The 23,919-nt window shown below is 32.6% G+C and carries 23 protein-coding genes, 1 tRNA gene and 1 pseudogene; 21 read left to right on the top strand and 4 right to left on the bottom strand.

The genetic code is table 11. From position 1 onward, the window contains the following. Window positions 1-15: 15 nt before the first annotated feature. Together G530_RS0109380 and G530_RS0109375 are read right to left on the bottom strand one after the other, a co-directional pair. Entirely contained in the window at window positions 16-1,632 is a 1,617-nt protein-coding gene (locus tag G530_RS0109380; protein WP_026934287.1) for an ArnT family glycosyltransferase, read from the bottom strand. Continuing rightward, window positions 1,616-2,242, bottom strand: coding sequence for a lipid-A-disaccharide synthase N-terminal domain-containing protein (locus tag G530_RS0109375; RefSeq protein WP_026934286.1), 627 nt, complete (start codon window positions 2,240-2,242; stop codon window positions 1,616-1,618). Before G530_RS0109375 ends, G530_RS0109380 begins: the two co-directional genes overlap by 17 nt. A 261-nt stretch (window positions 2,243-2,503) precedes the next feature. On the opposite strand from G530_RS0109375, the gene G530_RS0109370 reads away from it, so the two are divergent. The 8 genes from G530_RS0109370 (at window position 2,504) to G530_RS0109335 (ending at window position 10,790) form a co-directional block, all read left to right on the top strand. Continuing rightward, a complete protein-coding gene (locus G530_RS0109370) occupies window positions 2,504-2,761 on the top strand; it encodes a hypothetical protein (protein WP_026934285.1) in 258 nt (85 codons plus the stop codon). Window positions 2,762-3,011: 250 nt separating this feature from the next. Next, window positions 3,012-3,602, top strand: a complete 591-nt coding sequence (locus tag G530_RS0109365) for a (2Fe-2S)-binding protein (RefSeq protein ID WP_026934284.1) — start codon at window positions 3,012-3,014, stop codon at window positions 3,600-3,602. Then, window positions 3,599-4,579: an FAD binding domain-containing protein gene (locus G530_RS0109360; protein ID WP_026934283.1), complete on the top strand. Its 981-nt coding sequence runs from the start codon at window positions 3,599-3,601 to the stop codon at window positions 4,577-4,579. The genes G530_RS0109365 and G530_RS0109360 overlap by 4 nt, the downstream gene beginning before the upstream one ends. Window positions 4,580-4,583: 4 nt before the next feature. Then, window positions 4,584-6,779, top strand: coding sequence for a xanthine dehydrogenase family protein molybdopterin-binding subunit (locus G530_RS0109355; protein ID WP_026934282.1), 2,196 nt, complete (start codon window positions 4,584-4,586; stop codon window positions 6,777-6,779). Between the two features lie 108 nt (window positions 6,780-6,887). Continuing rightward, window positions 6,888-6,961 (top strand) — tRNA-Arg (locus G530_RS0109350). Between the two features lie 386 nt (window positions 6,962-7,347). After that, window positions 7,348-9,489, top strand: coding sequence for a hypothetical protein (locus G530_RS0109345; protein ID WP_026934281.1), 2,142 nt, complete (start codon window positions 7,348-7,350; stop codon window positions 9,487-9,489). Further along, entirely contained in the window at window positions 9,476-9,787 is a 312-nt protein-coding gene (locus tag G530_RS0109340; RefSeq protein WP_026934280.1) for a hypothetical protein, read from the top strand. Before G530_RS0109345 ends, G530_RS0109340 begins: the two co-directional genes overlap by 14 nt. A gap of 154 nt (window positions 9,788-9,941) precedes the next feature. Beyond that, the gene (locus tag G530_RS0109335) at window positions 9,942-10,790 is read left to right on the top strand and encodes a hypothetical protein (RefSeq protein WP_026934279.1); all 849 of its coding nucleotides are present in this window, start codon (window positions 9,942-9,944) and stop codon (window positions 10,788-10,790) included. A gap of 128 nt (window positions 10,791-10,918) precedes the next feature. Here G530_RS0109335 and G530_RS0109330 read toward each other — a convergent pair whose 3' ends face one another. After that, window positions 10,919-12,586 carry a leucine-rich repeat domain-containing protein gene (locus tag G530_RS0109330; RefSeq protein ID WP_026934278.1) on the bottom strand — a complete coding sequence of 556 codons (1,668 nt, stop codon included), beginning with the start codon at window positions 12,584-12,586 and terminating at the stop codon, window positions 10,919-10,921. Window positions 12,587-12,857: 271 nt separating this feature from the next. On the opposite strand from G530_RS0109330, the gene G530_RS0109325 reads away from it, so the two are divergent. From G530_RS0109325 to G530_RS17620, 13 genes are all read left to right on the top strand, one after another. Further along, window positions 12,858-13,601, top strand: a complete 744-nt coding sequence (locus tag G530_RS0109325; RefSeq protein ID WP_026934277.1) for a TlpA family protein disulfide reductase — start codon at window positions 12,858-12,860, stop codon at window positions 13,599-13,601. Window positions 13,602-14,353: 752 nt separating this feature from the next. Beyond that, complete coding sequence (locus G530_RS0109315; protein WP_026934275.1) at window positions 14,354-15,094, top strand: hypothetical protein; 741 nt, start codon at window positions 14,354-14,356, stop codon at window positions 15,092-15,094. A gap of 177 nt (window positions 15,095-15,271) precedes the next feature. Continuing rightward, window positions 15,272-16,549 carry a DUF2130 domain-containing protein gene (locus G530_RS0109310; protein WP_026934274.1) on the top strand — a complete coding sequence of 426 codons (1,278 nt, stop codon included), beginning with the start codon at window positions 15,272-15,274 and terminating at the stop codon, window positions 16,547-16,549. 213 nt (window positions 16,550-16,762) lie between these two features. Beyond that, window positions 16,763-17,713 carry a leucine-rich repeat domain-containing protein gene (locus G530_RS0109305; protein WP_026934273.1) on the top strand — a complete coding sequence of 317 codons (951 nt, stop codon included), beginning with the start codon at window positions 16,763-16,765 and terminating at the stop codon, window positions 17,711-17,713. 169 nt (window positions 17,714-17,882) lie between these two features. Continuing rightward, window positions 17,883-18,611 (top strand): hypothetical protein, encoded by a 729-nt coding sequence (locus G530_RS0109300; protein WP_026934272.1) that lies wholly within the window; start codon window positions 17,883-17,885, stop codon window positions 18,609-18,611. A 152-nt stretch (window positions 18,612-18,763) separates the two neighbouring features. Beyond that, the gene (locus G530_RS0109295; RefSeq protein ID WP_026934271.1) at window positions 18,764-19,297 is read left to right on the top strand and encodes a hypothetical protein; all 534 of its coding nucleotides are present in this window, start codon (window positions 18,764-18,766) and stop codon (window positions 19,295-19,297) included. Window positions 19,298-19,661: 364 nt separating this feature from the next. Next, window positions 19,662-20,096 carry a hypothetical protein gene (locus G530_RS0109290; protein ID WP_026934270.1) on the top strand — a complete coding sequence of 145 codons (435 nt, stop codon included), beginning with the start codon at window positions 19,662-19,664 and terminating at the stop codon, window positions 20,094-20,096. 188 nt (window positions 20,097-20,284) lie between these two features. After that, entirely contained in the window at window positions 20,285-20,752 is a 468-nt protein-coding gene (locus G530_RS0109285; protein WP_026934269.1) for a RidA family protein, read from the top strand. Between the two features lie 3 nt (window positions 20,753-20,755). After that, window positions 20,756-21,565: a PhzF family phenazine biosynthesis protein gene (locus tag G530_RS0109280; RefSeq protein ID WP_026934268.1), complete on the top strand. Its 810-nt coding sequence runs from the start codon at window positions 20,756-20,758 to the stop codon at window positions 21,563-21,565. 171 nt (window positions 21,566-21,736) lie between these two features. After that, window positions 21,737-22,126 (top strand): hypothetical protein, encoded by a 390-nt coding sequence (locus tag G530_RS0109275; protein WP_026934267.1) that lies wholly within the window; start codon window positions 21,737-21,739, stop codon window positions 22,124-22,126. A 538-nt stretch (window positions 22,127-22,664) separates the two neighbouring features. Then, complete coding sequence (locus tag G530_RS0109270; RefSeq protein WP_026934266.1) at window positions 22,665-23,084, top strand: hypothetical protein; 420 nt, start codon at window positions 22,665-22,667, stop codon at window positions 23,082-23,084. 57 nt (window positions 23,085-23,141) lie between these two features. Further along, a complete protein-coding gene (locus G530_RS17625; RefSeq protein WP_156888618.1) occupies window positions 23,142-23,315 on the top strand; it encodes a hypothetical protein in 174 nt (57 codons plus the stop codon). Further along, on the top strand, window positions 23,308-23,463 hold the full coding sequence (locus G530_RS17620) for a hypothetical protein (protein WP_156888617.1): 156 nt from the start codon (window positions 23,308-23,310) through the stop codon (window positions 23,461-23,463). Before G530_RS17625 ends, G530_RS17620 begins: the two co-directional genes overlap by 8 nt. 213 nt (window positions 23,464-23,676) lie before the next feature. Here G530_RS17620 and G530_RS0109255 read toward each other — a convergent pair. Then, window positions 23,677-23,919, bottom strand: a pseudogene (locus tag G530_RS0109255) (IS110 family transposase); the annotation flags it as partial.

Below are 23,919 nucleotides of genomic sequence, written 5' to 3'. Positions count from 1 at the left end.
TAATATTTCTATAAACTAGTTTTTCGAAATTAAATATAAGTCCCTGTATAATCTTTCTTTATGGGTGTTTCCCACCGGATTCATATCAATTTCTTCTATTTTCTCTATTTTATGATCTGAAAATTCATCTTGCATGGCTTCAAATTCACTCGGAGTATTAAGCAATAAGAACTTTTCTTCTGAAGGTTTTTCAAACCCATTCCCATTCCATAAAACCTTTATAGGGCTTCCATACTCCCAGATAATTTCAGGAGTAAAAGATTTAAATTCATAAACCTGCATAGAATTGTTTTCTCGGTATTTATCTACTGCAACTACACTTTTATATGAAGGATTAGGTTCAATTTTCTTCGCAATAGGTAAACCGAAGAAAATGACACTTATAATAAACCAGATAGTCAGGTAAAAGACCGGCTTTATTTTGTTCTTCCTTAAATAATAGAGCATTAAAAAACCTATTCCTATAAGGCAAATCGAGGTCATTAGGAACCAGGGCCAAATTATAGCCAGTAATTCATTAAAATATATTAATCCGGCTATAGGAAATATAAGTCCGATAAACGCTATAAGTCCAAAATTAAAATAAACCACCCATTTCTCTTTTTTCGGAATCATATCGAATCTTCGGAAGAGATATTCAATATAAAATGCAGTATTAAGAGCTAATGGTATCAAAACCGGCATTAAGTACCTGGATTTCTTTTCCGGAATTATAGATAATAAGACCAAGGCCCCCAGGGTCCACCACAGGGTGAATTTATAGCCTGGTTTATTAAAAACACGATTCTTTAAATAAGGATATAGAAGCCCTACAAACGCCGGTATAGTCCAGATTCCGCTTTGTATAACAAAACTCCAGTAATAATAGAATGGCCTCACATTATAATCCAGCCATCTACCAGTTTCCCTGTCTGTGATCTTTGCAACCGCATTAGTATCAAAATAATATACATAAAGGCTCCAGGAAGCTGAAATAGCCGTTGCTGTGATCAACATTAAAATTAATGCCAACCAGTTTGACTTAAAATTTCTATACTTATAAACTACACCATAGGCAATTAAGAATGGTAAAAGTAAAGCGTACATCGAAACCGGCCCTTTACTTAAAAATGAACAACCAATAAAAATACCTGCCAATAGGCCGTGCAAGTATTTTGAAGATTCCTGAGTGAAGATCTTATAAATACTATATATAGCCATGATCATCCAGGCATGAGTATGTATATCCCACTGTCCATCGCGACCTGAGTACAATATATAAAATGAAGTTGCGGCTATTAAACCTGAGATAAATGCATATTTTCTATGCATAGTAAACTTCAGGCCTAGTTTGTAGATAAACACCACCGTCAAAGTTCCCATAATCGCTGCCGGTAAACGTAAGGCAAACATACTCTTCATCCCGAATAACAACATAGAAATAGCCGTCATCCATGTTGGTAGCGGTGGCTTCTCATATCTGGGCTCATCATTAAGCGTAGTAAATATCCAGTGGTCAAGGTTTATCATTTCCCTGGCAGTGGCAAAATTTCTTGCTTCCATGATATTCACATAGATAGCATCAAGGTTTACGAAGAAGATCGCAAAACAAACCAGGATCAATAAAAGAAGATAATTATCCTTTAACTTCATTCTTTTGAATAAAAATATTTCTAATATACATTATAAGTCCAAACCCATGTCCTGCCAGCAAAACCGGGTCTTCTCTAAAGATCGCATAAACGATGATAATACCAGATCCCAATAAGCTAAGCAACCAAAAACCAAGGGGAAGACTGGAAGCTTTCTTTCTTTCCGAATATACCCATTGATAAATAAATCTTAGAGTAAAAATAATCTGCCCTAAAGATCCTAAAACGATCATCCAAAAAGGGATAGCTTCATTCCTGAACAATTTAGCAGCATCATATTGATTATTATTAAAACCATAGATAACTATCAACAGCGGGAAGATCCAAAGAAATATTCTAAAAAACCGTGGTATCCTATTCCATTCTCCCTGCAATTGAAGATTTCTAATATAAATAAAATAAGTCAGGGTTTGTCCCATCATTATTGCAAAATCATCCCGGAAATATCCATAAAGGAATAGCAGGAATGAGGCCAGCAAACTTAAATGCCAGAATATGATTGGAGTGATCACTTTCTTACTTTTTTCTGAAAGGACCCATTGCAGGATCATACGACCGGAGAATAGTAATTGCGCTATAAATCCTAGAGAATAAACTAACCAGCTATTCATTAGATAAACCAATTTTATGGATAGAGTTAATAGTGAAATTTAAAGCTTCTAAAAAGCTAATTGAAATAGTCATATTTAAAGCGAGCCAGTTTTTGGCTAAATTAAAATTATTTCACAAACCGAAATAGAGTTCCTTTACCGATAATTACTGCAATTTGAAGAAAATTCTGTCATCCATAACAACCAACTCAATTTTCGTTATATATTTACCATGCCCAATCTATTATAATTCCTGCTTAGCTAACTGAAAAACACTTGGTTATGCTGCAAACACAGGACTACATTTTAAATACTGAGGAAGAATATCAGCAAATCAATTCTGTCAAGAATTGGATACAAAATATTCATGAGACTGGATCTTTTTTCAATTTATCCCTTAGAACCCTGGAACTTATTCGTCGTTTTAATAAACTCTACTCTGAAGTTTTTGAAAATAACGATAGTTCACCAAGCCTGGTTAATCAATTAATGATCACGGCAAGGGGACTGGAAATAGAATTAGTGCAGGAAAACTGTTAAACTAAAAAGTACTATTTACTCATAATCACAAAACTTCCTTCGGGAAGTTTTTTCGTTTCAGATCTAATCTATCTAGGCTATCAATAAATTTTTAAAGATTTGGTTTATTTCCACAAAACAGGTGGAAAATAAATGACATCTAAAACTAATTTGCTTGTTATCAATCTTGTAATCTGTAAGTTCCGAATATTTCAAATCCTTTAATTGCCAAAAATCAGTTATCTTAATATCGGAAACATTTTATTCTGATATGAAAATTAACCACTCCTATTCAAGGAGGTTTTTTATAAAATCTTCTTCAGCATTTGCGGCATTAGCTTTTATTCCGTTAACCGTACGGAGCTTTTTTAACGAAGTGAAAGAGAAATACTTTGTTAAAAAGCAAAAGATCCCACTTTCGGTTTCAATCAATAAAAAAGAATATCAGCTTGAAGTAGATACGCGTACTACCCTACTCGACCTGCTAAGAGAAAATATTGGTCTCACCGGCACTAAAAAAGGTTGTGACCATGGACAATGCGGGGCATGTACAGTTCATATAGATGGTGACCGAAACTTAAGTTGTCTAACCCTGGCAGTTATGCTCCCGGGAAGAGAGATCACTACGATAGAAGGTCTGGCAGATGGTGATAAACTGCATCCTATGCAGGAAGCGTTTATTGAAAATGATGGTTTTCAATGCGGATATTGTACTCCGGGACAAATCATGTCTGCAGTGGCTTGTGTCAAAGAAGGTCACACAGGTTCTGTTGAAGAGATCAAAGAATACATGAGCGGGAATCTTTGTCGCTGCGCTGCCTATAACGGAATTACCAAATCTATTCAACAAATAGCGACATGAAGCCATTCGAATATCACAAACCCCAAAATAAAAAGAACGCCATAGAATTGGCGGGAAAAACTACAATGTATATTTCTGGAGGTACCAATCTAGTGGATCTCATGAAAAAGCATATTCACGAACCAGATAAACTGGTGGATCTTACTGAAGCCATATCTTCTGAAATTACTGTTGAAAAAAATGGAGCCAGGATCGGTGCAATGCTAAGTAATACAGCCCTGGCCGAGAATGAGAATATTAAAACTGATTATCCCCTATTATCGAAAGCTATACTTAAAGGAGCTTCTCCACAAATTAGAAATATGGCCTCAACCGGAGGAAATTTATTACAAAGAACCAGGTGCCCTTATTTCTACGACACCACCATGCCGTGTAATAAGCGTAATCCGGGTAGTGGTTGCAGCGCGATTAAAGGCTTCAGTAGAATGTCTGCTGTCATAGGTTATTCAAACCATTGTGTAGCTGTACATCCTTCAGATATGTGTGTTGCTTTGGTCGCTCTCGATGCAAAAGTTGAGATTTTGAATACAACTGGTGAGACTGAAATAATCGATTTTATAAATTTTCATCGTTTGCCTGGGGACACACCGCAAAAGGACAATAATCTGCCCGAAGGAGCTATTATTACCGCAATTGAAATTCCGAGGAATTCATTTAATTCAAATTTCGAATATTTGAAAATACGAGATAGGGAATCCTATGCTTTTGCTCTGATCTCAGTAGCAGCTGCTTTAGTATTGTCTGGGAATACGATCAAAGATGCAAGATTAGCTTCGGGAGGAGTCGCTCATAAACCATGGAGATGGAGTAAAGCGGAAAGCTTTCTAAAAAATAAAGAAGCTACGGAAGAAAATTTCCGACAGGCTGCAGAAATTGCGGTAGCAGATATCACACCACTTAAAGATAATAAATTTAAAGCTCCAATGCTTACAGGAGCCATACAGCAGGCGTTGCTAAATTGCCTCTCTAATAATTAAAGCTATGGATTACTTTTTTGATAAACCAATCGCTAATTTCGCCACAAGGCGTGTTGAAGCTGAAGAAAAAGTTACCGGGAAAGGAAAATATTCAGCTGAATATGATTTTCCTAATCTGGTACATGGAGTATTTGTTGGAAGTACAATTCCGTCAGGGAAGATTGTAAGCTTAGATCTTGAGGAAGCTAAAAGTATACCTGGCGTGATAGATATCATTACGCATCAGAACAGACCTGAAGTACCTGGTTTAAAAGGTGATGATGCGAAATTTATGTTTAAGCTCTTTCATACAGATAATATCTTCTTTGATGATCAACCTATCGCCTTAGTACTCGCCGAAACATTAGAAGATGCGACTTATGCTGCAACCTTTGTAAAAGCAGAATATTCTGAATCCAATTTCAATACCAATTTTCATAAAACTAAGGATTCTCAAGAGCCTGAAGATATTATGGCTGAAAAAGGCTCCCTCGAAAGCTGGGAAAAAGCAGAATTTATTGTGGACCAGGAATTCAAGATTGCCATGGAGGTTCATAACCCAATGGAACCACATGCAACCATTGCCAATTGGAAAGATGATGAATTAACACTTTATGATAAGAGTCAGAACGTTTACGGGGTACAAAGTCAGGTTGCTAAAATATTCAATATAGATCCAGATAAAATTCGGGTGATCTCAGAATTTGTAGGTGGCGGATTCGGCTCCGGACTACTGGTTTGGCCAAATACAATAGCTGCAGCGATGGCATCAAAACATTTAAACCGCCCTGTAAAGATCGTTTTAACCAGGCCACAGATGTTTACTAATGTTGGCTATAGACCTGAATCCTGGCAGCGCTTTAAAATAGGTGCAGATGAAAACGGAAAATTTCTTGGTGCTTTTCACCAAGCGAAACATGCTACCTCAAGTCATACGGGTCATACCGATAATATCACCGGTTTAACCAGAAAACATTATAGTTTTCCAAATATTAAAACCGAACAGGCTCAAATACAATTAAATATTTCAAAACCAACCTGGATGCGCGGTCCCGGTGATGCCTCTGGCGCCTTTGCAATTGAAAGTGCCGTAGATGAATTGAGCGAAAAACTTAATATGGACCCTGTAGACCTAAGATTGAAAAATCTTTCAAAAACAGATATGTATGGGAAGCCATGGTCTACTAATTATTTAAATGAATGTTTGCAAATAGGCGCAGAAAGGATTAATTGGAAACAAAACCGCAAATCTATTCCGGGAGAAATCAAAGAAGGAAACTGGAATATTGGTTATGGAATGGCTGTAGGATTCTGGAATGCCGGAAGGAAGGATTCAGACGCAGCCATAGAAATGAAACCTGATGGTAGTATAGTCGTTCGATCGGCGATGACAGATATTGGTACAGGTACTGGAACGGCCATGCAAAATATGGCCCACACTTTTCTTGGTCTACCAAAGGAAAAAATTTCTATAGAATTGGGTAATTCAGACTTACCATATGCTCCAACTCAAGGTGGTAGTTGGGGATTATCCTCTTTAAGCGGTGGAGTTGCTGCTGCCTGCAAATCTCTGAAAACAAAGCTGGCAGATTATGCGTATGGCTCAAAATTTATAAAGGGCCAGGGAAATCTAAAACTTCTAAAACTAGATGCTAAAGGCATTCGTATGGAAGATGATAGTCTAGAACCAGTATCTTACGAATCTATTTTCAGCCAGAATAATATACAGGTAATTAATATTGAAGAATCTTCCTCTCCAGGTAAAGAAGCTGAAGAATATGGTTTTTGCTCTTCAGCAGCTCATTACGTAAAGGTCAAAGTAAACCAACTCACAGGAGATATTAAAGTACTTGAAATGGTTAGTGTAGCCGATGGAGGGAAGATAATTAACAATAAGGCAGCAGCTAACCAGATTATAGGCGCCGCTATTGGAGGAATAGGAATGGCTTTGATGGAAGAACAGAAATTTGATAATAATCATGGAAGGTTAATTGGTAACGATTTGGCTGGTTATCATTTTCCCTGTAATGCAGATGCACCAATGATAGATGTATCATTTATAGACAAACCAGATTATAACCGAAATCCGGCTGGAGCAAAAGGTTTAGGAGAAGTTGGCATTATTGGCTGTGCCGCAGCCATTACAAATGCCATTTATAACGCCACAGGCAAAAGAATGCGGGATTTACCCGTAACTCCAGATAAAATTTTAATGGCCTAAATGATTAGGATTCAGATTTTTATTTAGTCTGCTCAAAAAACAACTAGTAGTTTTTTAAAAAAAGCATTGTTTTATTTATAAAGTGGCTTATATTTGCAACCGCAAAACGGTGGCATAGCTCAGCTGGATAGAGCACCTGCCTTCTAAGCAGGCGGTCCCAGGTTCGAATCCTGGTGCCATCACGAAAAGCCTTCCTTCATGGAAGGCTTTTTTGTTTATCTCTTGGAACACCCGCTGATCAAGAAGTTCTCCCTATTCTGTATATTTTTTTTGATCACAAATTTTAATTATTTCACTTATAACTTCTATCAATTTCTAATCGATTTACAATGCCTAATTTCCATATTATGCATAGTTTGTGCATAGTTTTACCATTTTAACAATAATTTAATAATTTTTGATAGAGATTGGTAATAAAGGATTCAATATCCCTTTTACTCATAATTCCTAATTTTCAGATAGTTTATTAAACAATAAAAACCTGCGGTTATCCCGTAATATTTTCGGTTAAACGTATATATTTGGATTGATATAACTAGTTGGGCACAATTATTTAAGAAAAATTCAGATGAAAATTGACATCCATGTTCACACAAAAAAATGCAAACAAGGTGATTCCGAACATCGAAATATTGATTCAGAAAAGTTTGATGAAATTATAAGGCGTACAGAAGTTAAGATATTAGCCATTACAAACCATAATCATTTTGATATCGATCAGTATCGAGAATTTCAAGATAAAGTTGAAGATACTTGCCAAATTTGGCCAGGAATTGAGCTTGATATTGATAAAGGAGAAAGTAGAGCTCATTTAATTGTCATAGTCTGTCCTTCAAAAGTAGAGGAGTTTAATCAAATAGTTGAAAAGTTACTTGAAGGAAAAACTGCAGACAACTTTAGCATAACGATAGACGAAACCGTTAACCAATTCGATAATTTAGATCCTATTTATATAGGTCATTATCATGCAAAAAAACCAGATCTTTCGGATCAAGATATTGAAGAACTAATATCTCTGGTAAATAATAAAAAAAGAGTTATAAAAGAAGCCACTAATTCAATTTCAGCAGGAATTTATATAAGTCACGGTCATAATTCAATTTATGGTTCCGATGTACATAATTGGAATGATTATCAAAAAATTTCTGAGGAGTTACCAGATTTGAGATTGCCTGTTGAGTCTTTTGATCAATTTTGTTTATTACTTGAAAAAGATAACACTACCATCAACACAATCTTAGATCAAAAAACAAACGAAGAAATACAATTAAACCCTTTCAATGCAGCGGAAGTGATTGATATTAATATTTATAATGATATTAATATACTTTTTGGATCCAAGGGCACAGGGAAATCTGACATACTTAAATCTTTATCTAAATATTATAACGATCTGGGGTTTAAAAACAAGGTTTATGAATCCAATTCAAATAAACTTGACGCTACCTACGATATTAAAGGACATCATTATAATACGGATGTTGGAGAGTATGACATTGATGAATGTTCTCAAGAATTGAAAAATATCAAAAACTCTAGTGAAAATAATATCACTAGTTTGAGTTCTTATAAAAGATATTTTTCTGTAGATGAAAGAAATAAAATTTCCAAAAAACTTAAAATAAAGAATTCCACTCCTCTTGATGAAGCTGCATCTGAAAGGAATTTCGAAAATATTGCTGAGAGTTTCGATCTAATAAAGGATTTTAAGGAAAATTTAGAATCTGATGAAACATTAAAAGAAGTTATTGGTCAAGAACTATTTTCAGAACTTGAACAGATTCTTGAAAAAATTCATTTAAAATTAAAAAAGGAATCTGAAAAGCGAATTATTGATTTAAGAAGCATAACTCTTTTTAATCAAATAGTAAATGTATTTATTGAACAGATAGCAAAAAAAACTGGGCAACCTCAAAAGCCAATCTCGACTGGTTTCAGTAGCTATGGAAGTAATAGAATAAAAATTGAAAAAGATTTAAAAAAGGTATTGGCAAATATTTCTAAGAAGATTGATCCTGAAATTGCGTATGTGGGAAATCTGGGAGAAAAAGGAGAACTATATTTCCAAACCAATTTGATTATTCAAGATGGTAAATTTGTTAATAGTGATTATTCACCCGTTAAAAATGTGACTAAAAACCCTCAACGAAACTTTGCAACAAGTCTTGAATCAATTTCAAAGCATCTATATGAAAATACACTTTTTGAGAAAATTACAGAATTAATTCAAATTGAGGGTTCCGAAAATATTAATGGACTTAGCGATTTACTTATTTTCCATAGGCACTTCTCTATAAATGATAAAGTTTACGTCCCTTCTACTGGTGAATCATCAATGATATTATTACACAATGAGCTTTTAGAAGATAAAGAGATTTATATAATTGATGAACCAGAAAAAAGTTTAGGTAACGATTATATAAGTGGAGTAATTGTACCGATGCTTAAGGAAAAAGCTCAAAATGGAAAAAAAGTTATAATTGCTACTCATGACGCTAATATTGCAGTAAGAACTTTACCATATAATTCAATTTATAGGGAACATGATATAAACGGGTATTACACTTATCAAGGAAATCCATTTTCAAATAGCCTAATTTGCAATTACGGTTCAAAAGAAAATAAAGACTGGAAAGAAATAAGTATGAAAACATTAGAAGGAGGTAAAGAAGCCTTCGGAGAAAGAGGAAAAATATATGGAAATACATAAAGCAACAATTCAACGAACAGAACCTAAAACAAGCCTTTGTTTTTCAATTAATGATCAAGTTCTAGAAATAGTTTTGACGGAGGATAAACCTAACGAAGTAAAAAGTGTTTTTAATCACCTTCTTTTAGAGCTAAAGAAAGGAGAATTCAATTTCGAATTGGATGACTCAAATGAAGATTTATTTTATCATATAAGTTCGGAATATATATCTCAATTAAATTCAGAATTATCTAATGTTTATAATGAACTTGAAGATTATGAATTATTAGAATTACAAGACATTGATGAGGAAGAATAACTGTGCCCAACAACGGTTAATCGCCAATAAGCGGCACCGTTAGTAAGAAAATAATTAACTTGACCAACAAACCAATACAAAGCCGACAAATCCGCGTCCCGCACTCCGCCAACTGGCGATAACCGAGACCGTTGGCGTGCATGCAAAACATACAATGAACAGAGTTGACAAAATATGGATGGACTTAAAAGACTTGACCACAGACGCTCAAGTTTTAAGCTATTGGGATAACCGACAAATCAGAATTTTGAAAACGTTGAAAAGTGCTGACTCAAACTTTGAGACGGCAACCAATATCATTTACAGACTTGCAAAATCGCTCAATGACCTAGAAAAGTATTCTGCTGTTTATTACTTATACAAAGCAGGATTTCAGCCGATAGAAAATAAACTTGAACATTCCGATAATTTAAATGAAGTGAAATTTGAACTTGGTCGTGGACTTCATCACAATAGAAAATATGACCATTCCAAACGACTTTTTAATGAATTGGCTTCTACAGACTTTGACACAAGCAGAATTGACGGTTGGTGGACACAAACAGCTTTTGCAAGTACAAGAGACAGAATTTGGATAAAAACAGATATACTTCCAGCAATAGGAAGATTTTCGATTATGGTTGCCTATATGCTGATAGCCATTCAAATAGAAGAATTCCTAATCTCAACGACAATTTTCATAATCCTATTTGAACTTTATGAGACTTGGTGGTATCAATATCGAGTTTCGAGCTACTTGAAAGAATATGAAGACTTATCTGAGATATCGGACATTAAAAAGAACATCAAGCAAAAGATATTGATTGAGCTTGGAATTTCACTTTTGTTTTATCCAATTTATCTTTTAAAACAAGAATGGTTACTTCCATTGGTTTTCATTATCGCAATTTATTTTCAGGTTTTTCATTACGGACTGAACCTTTATTATTTACCGAAACTGATTGGAGAATTAAATAGAAAAAAGCACGACACGCCAACATCGGCTATAGCAAATGCGGGCTGACGTCTTAAAAACGAAGATATAACAACTAAATAGCATTCGGTCTGGCGGACAAAGATTCGGTTTCAAAATCTCGCACTTGCCATAGCCAGAACCGTTGGCAGCAATTTCTACAGTAATAGTTATTCTATTTAATTATTACAATTCAAAGAAAATTCAGCTGATTCATCTATAGACCAGGAATTTGGGAATTCCGAAATTTCATCTAAAATAATTTCTGACACTTGTATGCAACTTAAATTGGAGTTTACCGTGGCATCAAATTCTCTTAATTTTTCATTATTGGAAATATCAAGGTTACTTAATTCATTATCCATCAATATAAGATCGTATAATTCTGGATTACCAGATAGATCAATAGACTCAATATTTGAATTAGTTATGTGTAACAGGTCTAAATTCGGTAAATTTGTTACGTCAATATTATCTAATAAAATTTTAGATAATTCACCAGGTGGAGCTGAATGTCCATATATGCGTACTTCTCTTAGCTTGTCATTTCCTCCTAACATTATTGATTCTAATGGATTATCATTAATTTGAAATCCTTCTAATTTTTTATTGGAAGATAGATCAATAGTTTTTATGGAACCTCCATTAAACTCGAAGGCTCTTAAGAGTGGATTTTTCGAGAAATCTATTGTTTCAAATTTTGCCTCCTGAATAAAAACATAATCTAGTTTATCATTTTGAGATAAGTCTATAGCTTCAAGTGTTGGGATTTCGAAATAAATTCCCTCCAAATTTGTATTTCCAGAAAGGTCAATAGATCTAAGATTATCAGAATGATAACCTATAATCTGTAAAAATTTTAAGCTTTTAAAATCCTCAATACCAGTCATATCGTTGAAACTGCCATAGTAATAGTCTTCCATGTAAAGGTATTCTACGGAGTAAATATTTTCTGATAACACATAATCATCCATCACATGGTCAAATCCTGAATCTATTAAGAATTCTTCAAAGCCATCATCTGGAACGTAAGTTTTTTCTCCACATTCAGGTTTATTCAATAGGTTATCTAACTCCTCCTGACTTGTAGGAGTGAATTGTTTAATTGTAGTATTGGAATTTGAGTCGATCGTTAATTTTAAATTGTTATTAGAACCTATCGAGTAGTTATATATATCATTATTTTCACCTGTATTATCTATAAATTCTAGCTCATTTATATCATTAACTACTAATAATAAGGTACCGGTTTCCAATTGATTACTTTGAGCATAATAACAATTTTGATTTTCATAAAAATCAAATTTTCGGTACCAAGTGCCATTAAAATGATTGAAGAACTTAATAAATGTAATTATGCCATCCTCTTCCCGTTTCCAAATTTCCTGATCATTACATTCAAGAAAACTTGAACAGGTTCCGGGAGAATAATCAGGGTCACGAAAACAATTTAATTGAATAGAACAAATGTCTTCAAGAGCAATATAAAAAGATAAGCCTCCGCCAATAAATCTAACTTCTCCTATAGTTCCTTCGTTCGTCAAAATAATTTCAGTTTCACTAATTACTTCATAATTTCCTTCGACCGTTCCCTGCCTAGTATTTATTCTAAAACTATTATCGGAACGAAAGACTAACGAATAGATAAAACAACCTGGATCAGTACTTTGCTTTGAAAAAATTAATTGTGAATTTCGAGAATCTTGCCCCACATCCCATTTACCAATAATCTTACTACTCAATTCAAATACTTTCTTAGGTTTTGGTTCCTCTGCTTCCGGATTATCTTTGGAACAGGAATAGAAACAAATCAAGATTAATATTAAACATTTGGTAAAAATTTTCATCTGAATAAATTTAAACAAGTAAAATACTACTTATTTAAATATCAAACGGTTAACAGTAAATTTTTTTCGATAAAAGTTCAACTTTTGATATATAATGTATATAATTATTTTGTTAAGAAACAGCTGCCAACAACGGTTAATCGCCAATAAGCGGCACCGTTAGTTAGAAAATAATTAACTTGACCAACAAACCAATACTAAGCCGACAAATCCGCGTCCCCTACTCCGCCAACTGGCGATAACCGAGACAGTTAGCTATAATTATTTTATCATGAGAAAAACTACAATTATTTTATTTTTACTTATTACTACGATTGCTAGTAGTCAAGATTATTACCACATTCAAGGAACAGAAAAAATTTTAACCTCTAAAGATTCTATTCAACCATATTTGAATACTGTAAAAAACAGGTACAATAAAACATCTGTTGAAAAATACGGGTACATTGCCAATAGTGTAAGCTATAATTTGTTAGAAACTTTTCAAAGAAATGATTCAACCATTACTTGGGTCCAATTAAGTCTTGATTTGCAAAAAGTTGATTACAAAAGAGAAGAAATATTTGAACTTAAAGACAAACAACTACCAGCAATAGAATTTGTTACATTAAAAGGAAATAAGATTGACAATAAATTCATCCAAGGAAAAGTAACCTTTATAAACTTATGGTTTGTTAATTGTGCGCCCTGTTTAAAAGAAATACCTAAACTTAATGAGATAAAAAAAGAGTTTGGAGAAAAAGTAAATTTCATAGCTGTAACATTTGATCCTAAAGAAAAAGTTCTGGATTTCATTGAAAGAAAACCATTCGACTTCGAAATTGCCTATGATCAAATGAACCTTTTGAAAGAAGGTTTTAAAGTTAGTAGCTATCCAAAAATTCTAATTGTAGATAAATCAGGTAAAATAAGTTTCATTTCAAATGGAATTAAAGAAGATGATTCAGAATCTGACAATGTGAAACATTCCGTCGAGGAAATAGAAGAACAATTGAGAGATTTGGTTGCAAAATAACTATAGCTAACAACGGCTCATCGCCAATAACGGGTATCATCGAAAAAGTGTAATCTTAGAAACCAGGAAATAAAACAAATAAGCCGACAACTCCGCGTCCAAACTCCCGCAACTGGCGATAGCCGAGACCGTTGTATGCAACCTTCAGAAAGAGATTAACTAGAAGAAAATCTGACTAATAATAGAATTTTTAAAAAGATTTTTACTTTTCATCGTAATTGGAGTTATCAACTTTGTACTTTCAATTTTCTATTTAAGCTTTACAAATTTGCCTGGCGGAGAAACTGGAATGGTACCATTTTTAATATTATACTATTCCTTAATTGGATTAATAATTAGTTCAGTATTTTATATAATTTTTAAAAAGGTATATAATTTGACTATTCCTAGATCTATTTTACTCTATCAAATAATTTATATAATTATATTAATTTTTAATGAAGCTAATCCGTTTGAAAACCCTTTCGAAGGTTTTATTCAAAACTTAAATTTATGGGTTTATTTATTCTCGTTTCTAGCTACTATTACATTGCTTTTACTGTATAAGATATATACCAAACAAAAAACCCCTTAACAAGTAAGCTAATCGATAAAGGCAGCACACAACAACGGTTCATCGCCAATAAGCGGCAGCGTTAGAAAGAAAATAATTAACTTGACCAACAAACCAATACTAAGCCGACAAATCCGCGTCCCCTACTCCGCCAACTGGCGATAACCGAGACCGTTGGCAGCAATTATAAATTTTGTGAATGATTGAAAAACTTAAATATTTAGTTACAGAGATTTGTAAGAAAAATAATGATATTGCTTCTATTGAAATTTTAGAAAATTCAGAATTAGACACAAGTTACTATACAACAGTAAACGCTTCGCCATCTTCGGCAATCAAGTGCCGATTAAAGTTCAAAGTAAATCCAACATTTTATTTAAAAAATGAAGATCAATTAAACAGAATAAGTGGGGTGTTATTATATCTTTTCCAAAAGGTTGAAGATAAAGATGAAACTAACATTACTGATGTTGAAATTAAACCCGACTACGATAAAATAACTGTTTTAAATTCTCAAATTTCAATAGTAGAAACTAAATGGTCGGAATTAAATAATTTACAGAAGAATCTTATTGAAAATATGAAGATTGCTAGCAATTCCATAGATTTTCAAAATATTGGTAATTCTGCTAGAACGATTATGAATAAATTAGCAATAACTATTTTTGACAAAGAAATTCACATAGCACCCGATAATATTAAAGTAAGTAGTGGGAATTTCAAAAATCAACTGCATACATATATAAAACATAATTTAGGTGGCTCTAGTAATAAAGAATTAAGAAAGTTTTCTATTGCTTCTATCGAATTTGCAGAAAAATCAATTGATCTAATGAACGTTACTACACATAAATTGGATGCTCAAAAGCATTTTGCCGAAATTTGCGTTATTAGTACAATAAGTGTCATAGGATTAATTAAAGCTGTTAACGATTTATAACAGCTGCCAACAACGGCTCATCGCAAATAACGGGTATTGCCGAAAAAGTGTAATTTTAGAAACCAATTATTAAAACAACTAAGCCGACAAATCCGCGTCTTTACTCCCGCAACTTGCGATAACCGAGACCGTTGTGGTGCATTTTTCAGATAACTCCGAACTTTTAAAATTAAAATCATGAATGAAATAATTTGTCCAAATTGTAAAAAAGCATTTAAGGTTGACGAAGCAGGTTTTGCTGATATATTAAAACAAGTTCGGGATCATCAATTTGAAGAAGAACTTAATAATCGTCTTGCTTTAGCGGAGAAGGATAAAGAAAGTGCTGTAGAACTTGCCAAAGCCAATACAAGGAATTCTCTACAAGAGGAATTAGCAAAAAAAGATAGGGAGCTTACTGAACTAAAGGCTAAATCAACATCAGATCTGGCTGAACAATTGGCCAAAAAAGATTCAGAAATAGCCGATATGAAATCTCAAATTCAAAATGCAGAAACTCAGAAAAAACTAGATGTTTCCGAAGCTGTCAAATTGATCGAAAAGGAAAGAGATAATTTAGCTAATGATTTAAGAATTAAGGAAACAGAAACGCAATTACTTGAAAAATCGATTAGGGAACAATTTAGAAATCAACTTGGAGTAAAGGATGAAACCATAAAAATGAAAGATGATGAGATTGCTAGATTAAAAGATTTTAAGCAAAAGCTCTCAACAAAAATGGTTGGTGAAACTCTGGAACAACATTGTGAGACTGAGTTTAATAAAATTAGAGCGACAGCTTTTCAAAATGCTTATTTCGAAAAGGACAATGATGCTAAAGGTGGTACTAAAGGTGATTTTATTTTTAAGGAAACAGATGACGAGGGAAATGAAATCGTTTCCATAATGTTTGAAATGAAAAATGAGAATGATGAAACAGCAACAAAAAAGAGAAATGAAGATTTTTTCGCCAAACTTGATAAAGATCGTAATGATAAAAATTGTGAGTATGCAGTCTTGGTTTCTCTACTAGAACCTGAAAATGAATTCTATAATACTGGAATTGTTGATGTTTCTCACAAATTCAAAAAAATGTATGTAGTCAGACCACAATTTTTTATTCCAATTATTACGCTCTTACGAAATGCTGCGATCAACTCATTAAAATATAAAGCCGAACTCAATTTGATGAGAAATCAAAATATCGACATCACTAATTTTGAGGAGAAAATAGACGCTTTTAGAAAAGGATTCGCATATAACTATGATTTAGCAAGTCGAAAATTCAAAACTGCTATTGAGGAAATTGACAAAACAATCAATCATTTGAATAAAACTAAACAAGCTTTATTATCTTCAGAGAACAATTTAAGATTAGCCAATAATAAAGCGGACGATTTAACTATTAAAAAATTGACTTATGGAAATCCAACCATGAAGTCAAAATTTGATGATTTAAAGAATAATGAGGATTAAAAAAACGACACCACAACATCGGTTCATCGCAAATAACGGGTTTAATCGAAAAAGTGTAATTTTAGAAACCAGGAAGGAAAATAGTTAATCCGACAAGTCCGCGTCCCTACTCCCGCAACTTGCGATAACCGTAACCGTTGGCAGCAATATTTTGAAAGATGCTCCTAGAAAAGAATTTTTAATTGCATTATAAACAATAAATACTATAATAATATGATTGCATTCACTAAAAGGATCTTCTTTATCACCACTGTAGTATTATTTAATTTATCGTGTACAACTGACAACCAACCAGATAAAACAGATGATAATCCTATAGAAGAAGATATCATATTTATTCCCGATGAAAATTTCAGGAATACCTTACTAAATGAAGATTGTATAGATTCAAATAATGATTTAATTCCTGATAGGAATATAGATCTAAACAACGATGATAAAATTCAGAGATCAGAAGCAGAAAAGGTAGAAGCATTAATACTAGATTTTGATTACGGAGCACCAATAAAATTTGTCGATCTCGAAGGAATAGAAAATTTTATAAATATTAAATACTTAGATATTTCTGGAATTGGTGGAGACGAGACAAATTTTGATCAGGTCATAAACACAGAAAACATTTCTTATGACTTTAGAAATTTAGAAAAATTAGAGAATTTATCAATAGAATATTTAGCTACAGAACATTTTGACAACATAGACCTTTCTGGACTTAATGAATTAACAACATTAGACTTATCCCAAAATAGGCCAATTAATTATGAGGGAGATTATGAAAATCAACTCATAAATTTAGATTTAAATGGATGTTCCAACTTGAAAGAACTAAATATTACTAACAGTTTTTTTTCAATAGATTTTTGTCAAATACCGTCATTAGAAAAATTAAATATGGAATACTTAGAAGGTGGAGAGCCTGACCCTTTTGATTTTCATTGCCTAACGAATTTAAAATGGCTAAATATCGCCGAAAACCAAGTAGAAACTTTAATACTCAAGAATTCATCAGTTCTTGAAACATTTATCTACAAGACTACAGGAAGTGAAGGATGGTTTTATCCATTTCCTAACACTATATGTATTGATAATAATCAAGTAGAACGAGATCAAATTGCACCATTGGTTGGTGAAAATACAAATGTGATTAGTGATTGTACTTTTTAGATAAGTTAGATACAAAATACGGCTGCCAACAACGATTCATCACAAATAACGGGTACTACCGGAAAAAGTGTAATTTAGAAAACCAATAAAGAAAAACGGTAAGCCGACAAATCCGCGTCCTCACTCCCGTGACTTGCGATAATCGAGACCGTTGGCTACAATTTTAAAAATGAAAATAGAAAGATTTATAAAATTCGTACCATTAGGAACAATATTCTTAACTATAATTAGTGGTATAAAGCTGTCAATATATTACTCTCAGTTTAATATAAAGATTTTTGATTTCATTGAGCTAAATGAGATAATCACACTTTTCTTCGACGATATTTTATATTATTTATTGTTATTATCTGTATTATTAATTATTTACTTACTACTAAAAAGTTATTCAAATTTCAGTCTTTCGAAAGAACCACAAACATTTAATTTTCCGTCAGATCCTAAAGCTAAAAAATTATGGAATAGACATATGAATATAATGGCAGGACTCGCCATATTTGTTTTTTTCGGATTGTCTACAATGGTAATTTTATCAACTTTTGAATTATATATAAAAATTGATCTAATAAAGATAAATATTCTCACTTTCCTTTCAGTAGGATTACTATACTCCGCACATAAGAATTGGTTAAAAAACCTTAACTCTGCTCTTATACTGTATTCTGGACTCTTAATTGCAGGATTTCTAATAAGTGAATCATTTCTAGAGGCAGAAAAAATAAAATCTGGTATAACAAAGCAAATTTTTAAAATTAAGACCGTAAATCATACTTATACAAATCAAGAATATTCTTATTTAGGTAAATCAAATAATTACATTTTTATTTTCGATAAAATAGATGAATCAAGTCTGATAATTCCAACTTCAAAATTAGAAAGGATTAATTTAAAACAGTAGCCAACAACGATTCATCGCAAATAGCCGGCACCGTTAGAAAGAAAATAATTAAATTCACCAACAAACCAGGTCTAATCTGACAACGCCGCGTTCCCTACTCCGCCAACTTGCGATAATCGAGACAGTTGTAGCGCATTTAAATTCGAAAGAGAATGAAACATTTATACCTAATTTTTATTTCCTTATTTCTAATAAATTCTCAGAACAATAATGATAATTTCAGTATTGATGAAGGTAAATTAATTTGGCAGAAGGTTTATGAAACTGAGTTAAACCAAGATGAATTATTGAATGAAATTAAAGCTTCGGGTAATTTTCAAGAAATAGAGAGTTTCGGAGATAAAATTTCGGCTAATATTACAAGAAGGGAATTAAAATTTGTAGAAGTAGGAGAATCAAATTCCACAATTCCAATTTATATAGCTAGTAACGATATAACCGGATTTATTTTATTCGAGTTCAAGGATAATAAATATAGAGTAACTATTAAAAATATAAAGTTAGTTAAGCAGTATAAAGATGCACTTAGTGACGAAGGAGAATTGACCAACATAGAAGACTTTGCATTGAAAAATAAAGATGCGGAACTAAAAAAATCCTTTCTTAAAAAACCTAGTAAAGTAATTGATTTCACCTTCTCAAAATTGACAAAGATTGAGAAGAGTTCAAAAGACAATGATTGGTAAAAAAATTAAACTAAATGAAGAAAAATTCTTTTTGGAATACTATTTCAAACTATATGCGATTTAAAATATTAATAGCTGCAATACTTTTGATAATTGCTGTTATTCTAAGTCTATGGAAAATAGTTTTTGAATAAAGATCACGTAAAATTTAAACGCGCAACAACAACGGTTAATCGCCAATAAGCGGTAGCGTTAGAAAGAAAACAATTAACTTGACCAAGAAACCAATACTAAGCCGACAAATCCGCGTCCCCTACTCCGCCAACTGGCGATAACCGAGACCGTTGCCCACAATATCTATAAAAATTCGTAAATGAATCTAAAGTCAAAATTTTCTTTTCTTTCAATTTTCGTATGTCTATTCATGACATTATCTGCCTTCGGACTTTTATACTTAATAATAAAATATCCCGATGTAAATCTAATTCTACCTTCTTTATACCTAACATTCGTAATTTATTTTTGGCTCACTGAATTCAGAACAAGAGCACATAGAATTGAAATTTTAAACGATAAAATTCTAAAAAGAGAATATTTCGGACTTGGAAAAGAAAAAATTTATAAGATTAAAGACGTAGATGGCTTTTATTATTCTTCACAACCCAATACCTATGGAGATTTTGAATATAGAGATTATGAATATATTTTTATAATTCAGAAAGGAAAAAGAATAGCCTGCCTATCAAAATTTTACCTAAGAAATTATAAAACAATAAAACCTATAATTGAAAAAAAGATTAAAAATCTAGGGACTAAAGAATATAAATTTAGAAACGAATATAAAGAAATGTTCAAATAGTACTAATACTGTGGGCAACAGCGGTTCATCTCAAATTACGGGTGATGTGGAAAAAAGTGTAATTTTAGAAACCAAGAAACAAAACGGTAAGCTGACAAGTCCGCGTCCCTACTCCCGCAACTTGCGATAACCGCAACCGTTAGCGGTTATTTTTTAAACAAAATTTCGACTATATTAAAAACAAAAAAATGAATACCAGTCCAGAACAAAAATTAAAAGATCTTTCAATTGAATTGAATGAAGTTTCACAACCAATTGCCAGCTACGTAAATTGTGTAAGAACAGGTAATTTGTTGTACTTATCAGGAAAAGGTCCCTTAAAAAAAGATAAAACTTATGTAACAGGAAAAGTAGGTAAAGACTTAACTATTGATGAGGGAAATGATGCTGCACGCTTAGTCGCAATAGATCATATTGCAGTTTTAAAAGACGAATTAGGAGACTTGACCAGAGTGAAAAGAATAGTAAAAGCTTTTGGAATGGTAAATTGTACAAGCGATTTCGTTGACCAGGCAAAAGTTATTAATGGATATAGCGATTTAATGTTTTCGGTTTTTGGTGAGAAAGGACGTCACGCTAGAAGTGCTGTAAGTATGCACGCTTTACCATTAAATTTTGCAGTAGAAGTGGAAGTAATTGTTGAAATAGAAGATTAACAAATGAGTATAAAAACATATATAATTGATGCTTTTACAACGGAGATTTTCAAAGGAAATCAGGCAGCAGTTTGTTTGCTCGAAAATGCCTTAGATGAAAAGACGATGCTTAGTATTGCAAAAGAGTTTGGCTTTTCGGAAACAGCTTTTATCTTAAAAAAAGATATAGATACTTTTTCCATCCGTTACTTTTCCCCAGTACAAGAAATACCTTTATGTGGTCACGCTACTATAGCTTCTTCAAAAGCTCTTTTTACAGAGTATGTTAATCTATCAAAAATCACTTTTCACACCCATTTTGGAGACACATTAGAAATAAATCAGAAAGGTGATCGAATAGAAATGAAATTTCCTTTGCACGATACAGAACCTTCTCAATATAACGAGGAAATAAAAGATGCATTAGGAATTAATGAAATTTTAAATTCCAGATACAATTCATTTCACAATATGCTATTGTTAGAAATAGAAGGCAGCGAAAAACTAAGAAATCTGAAACCTGATTTTTCTATATTAAGAAACATTAAAACTTCAATTAGTGGCGTCCTAGTCACTGCTAAATCTGAAAATGAAAATATTGATTATGAATATCGTTATTTTTTTCCTTGGTCAGGTGCCGATGAAGATCCAGTTACCGGTGGAGTGCAAAGTTTTTTAGCTAAATATTGGTCTAAAAAACTTAAGAAACGAAAGATGAAAGCTTTTCAAAGTTCAGAACGAACTGGAAAAATGGAGGTTGAAATATTAGATGATTCAGTTGCTATTGAAAGTAATGCGGTAATATTTACTTCAGGAATAATGAATTTGAAATAAATAGAAAAAACAACCGCTAACAACGGTTCATCGCCAATAAGCGGTAGCGCTAGAAAGAAAAATGATTAACTTGTTCAACAAACCAATACTAAGCCGACAAATCCGCGTCCCTTACTCCGCCAACTGGCGATAACCGAGACCGTTGTGTACAATATCCACAAAACGCTCGAAATGAAAAAAATACTGATTTTAATATTTACTATTTTACCATTTATTTCATTCGGACAGCATTTAAAATGTTGCGAATCTGAAAAAGAAGTGGAAAAATATTTGAGTGGAAAGTGGAAAGAAAAAAATGACGAATCTAATACTGTTTATGAATATTGGTTTGAAAATGGGAAAGGTCATTTATCGGAAATAGAGATTGCCGAGAATGGAGACGAATTAATTGAACTCGAAGTCCAACCATTTGTGGAAATAATTAAATATGACGATGGATTTAAAATTAAATTCACTTATCCTTACGAAAATTGGATTTCGGAATTGAAATACTTGAATTCTAACAAACTGATTTTGATAACAGACGGAAAAGAAACTGAATATTATAAATACAAAAAATAAAAATACTGTACACAACAACGGCTATAGTTCATTGCGGCGGAATTTCCTCTCGGAAATTCCTGCGTGTTTGCTAACTTTGGTTTACGGCGGAATAATTCTGCCGAATCATTCCGCAACGAAACCATAGCCAAGACCGTTATAAAAAATGCCTCCTATTTAGTGTTTTTGTTCTTCACATAACTTTCAAACAAAATCCTTGTCAAACTGACAATTCTCAGGTTAGATCATGAAAAGTAAAAACATGAGAAAAACTGAATTTCAAGATTCTCTTTAAAACGCCTTCTAAAAAAAGACAATTTAAAAATGAAAAATTTAGAACTTTAAAATATGAATTTTTCTATCCTGCTTTAAGAAGTCGGCACTTTTAATAACAACGATTAACGCCAAATAGCGGGTGTATGCCGAAAATTGCTATTTTAGAGATCAATTATTAAACAATTAAGCCGACAAAGCCGAGTTTCTACTCCCGCGACTTGCGTTAATCGGGGACGTTACCTGCAATAGCTCCCAAAATATTTTGAAGATTAATTAACCCTAAATGCAGATAATAAATAGAATTTACACAAAACTAGTTCTAGTTTATAATATCACTCAAAATAAAGATCTTGATATATCAAAAGAATTAGCATACACTGCAATTCGAAACACAATTGGAGTTCTCTTATTTTTTTCTATCATATTTATTCAATCATTGATTGACTTATTTATTACTGACTTCAGAATTAAAAGATCCGATTTTCCAATTTACTATCTGTATTTAGGATTAGGATTTATAATAATTGGATTTATATACTTTTCAAAAGTTTACTTGAAACCTAATCTTGAATACTCTCCTAATGGTGAAACTAAAAATCCAAAAAAATTAAAAAGGTATTTCACAGGATATATTATTAGTATAGCACTTTTTGGTGGGTTGATGTTTGTTATACTTAGAATGCTATATATTTATTTAGGCTAACTAAACTAGTCTTTACTTTAAAAAAATACGTAAAATTGAAAACTCGAAAATTCAGAAATGAAAATCAATAAAATAGGATATCATATTTTAAATTTATTACTGTTTTCTGCTATAATCATTGCACAGTATGAATGGATAGAACCAAAATTGGTAATTTCAATTTTTATAATGCCTGCATTTATTATTTCAGCATCATTGACCTATAAAACAAAAGAGAAAAAAGATGAATAAAGTAAGACTTATTGGAGTTCTAATACTTCTTATTGGAATTGCTTGCCATTATTTCTTAGACAAAGAGTTTAGAGGATTTTGGATTGGGGCAATAATGGGATTTGGAATTGCACTTATTATAACAGGAAAAATTAAAAAAGTGTGGTAAACTTAGAAATTAGAAATAATACATTTCTAAGGTAATCCAGCAGGTCGCTACGGCAGGTAACAACGGTTAATCGCCAATAGCCGGCAGCGTTAGAAAGAAAATAATTAACTTGACCAACAAACCAATACTAAGCCGACAAATCCGCGTCCCTTACTCCGCCAACTGGCGATAACCGTATTCCAAGATCAAAAACAAACCATTTTCAATAAAATTTTAGGCGGCATATTTACATAGATCTACGTATGGTGTTTGTCTTTTGATCACTGCAAATACTCTGGATAACAACTTGTTTCGCACGTTATTTAAAGCTACCATCTTAGGTTTACCTTCAGCTACTTTTCGTTGGTAATATTCTCGTAATTCACCATCATGCTGAATGGCTGATACACTGGCCATGCTCAGCAGACTTTTCATCTTCCGATCACTCATGGGATGACCTTTAGCTCGTTTGAATAC

Origin of the sequence: Christiangramia echinicola DSM 19838 (assembly GCF_000423065.1) — a bacterium.
In the GTDB taxonomy this organism is placed as follows: Bacteria; Bacteroidota; Bacteroidia; order Flavobacteriales; family Flavobacteriaceae; genus Christiangramia; species Christiangramia echinicola.
Note: the sequence above shows the minus strand (reverse complement) of the source record. Positions and strands in the feature narration are given on the sequence as shown.